The organism is Aliiglaciecola sp. 3_MG-2023 (assembly GCF_030548205.1).
In the GTDB taxonomy this organism is placed as follows: domain Bacteria; phylum Pseudomonadota; class Gammaproteobacteria; order Enterobacterales; family Alteromonadaceae; genus Aliiglaciecola.
On the sequence record NZ_JAUORV010000039.1, the window covers coordinates 1 to 1,331 of the forward strand.

Sequence of the window (1,331 nt, forward strand, 5' to 3'; positions counted from 1 at the left end):
TATATCGAACCGTACCCCAAACCGACACAGGTGGTCAGGTAGAGAATACTAAGGCGCTTGAGAGAACCTGGGTGAAGGAACTCGGCAAAATCGTACCGTAACTTCGGGAGAAGGTACGCCCTTGTTTGTGATGGAACTTGCTTCCTAAGCGAACGAGGGCCGCAGTGAAATGGTGGCTGGAACTGTTTATTAAAAACACAGCACTGTGCTAAATCGAAAGATGACGTATACGGTGTGACGCCTGCCCGGTGCCGGAAGGTTAATTGATGGGGTTAGCGCAAGCGAAGCTCTTGATCGAAGCCCCGGTAAACGGCGGCCGTAACTATAACGGTCCTAAGGTAGCGAAATTCCTTGTCGGGTAAGTTCCGACCTGCACGAATGGCGTAATCATGGCCACGCTGTCTCCACCCAGGACTCAGTGAAATTGAAATCGCAGTGAAGATGCTGTGTACCCGCACCTAGACGGAAAGACCCCGTGAACCTTTACTACAGCTTGGCACTGAACATTGAATCTACATGTGTAGAATAGGTGGGAGGCTTTGAAGCACAGTCGCTAGATTGTGTGGAGCCGCCTTTGAAATACCACCCTTGTATATTTGATGTTCTAACATGGGTCCCTTATCGGGATTGTGGACAGTGTCTGGTGGGTAGTTTGACTGGGGCGGTCTCCTCCCAAAGAGTAACGGAGGAGCACGAAGGTTAGCTAATCACGGTCGGACATCGTGAGGTTAGTGCAATGGCATAAGCTAGCTTAACTGCGAGACAGACACGTCGAGCAGGTACGAAAGTAGGTCATAGTGATCCGGTGGTTCTGTATGGAAGGGCCATCGCTCAACGGATAAAAGGTACTCCGGGGATAACAGGCTGATACCGCCCAAGAGTTCATATCGACGGCGGTGTTTGGCACCTCGATGTCGGCTCATCACATCCTGGGGCTGAAGTCGGTCCCAAGGGTATGGCTGTTCGCCATTTAAAGTGGTACGCGAGCTGGGTTTAGAACGTCGTGAGACAGTTCGGTCCCTATCTGGTGTGGGCGTTGGATGATTGAGGGGAGCTGCTCCTAGTACGAGAGGACCGGAGTGGACGAACCGCTGGTGTTCGGGTTGTTTTGCCAAAGGCATTGCCCGGTAGCTACGTTCGGAATCGATAACCGCTGAAAGCATCTAAGCGGGAAGCGAGCCCCAAGATGAGTCATCCCTGGCAGTTTAACTGTCCTAAAGGGTTGTTGAAGACTACGACGTAGATAGGCAGGGTGTGGAAGCGTTGTGAGGCGTTAAGCTAACCTGTACTAATTGCCCGTGAGGCTTAACCATACAACACCCAAATGTCTT

The 1,331-nt window shown here is 51.6% G+C and carries 1 rRNA gene; it reads left to right on the plus strand.

The window, feature by feature from the left end:
* Positions 1–1,313, plus strand: a 23S ribosomal RNA gene (locus Q4574_RS21410); the annotation flags it as partial.
* Positions 1,314–1,331 lie beyond the last annotated feature (18 nt).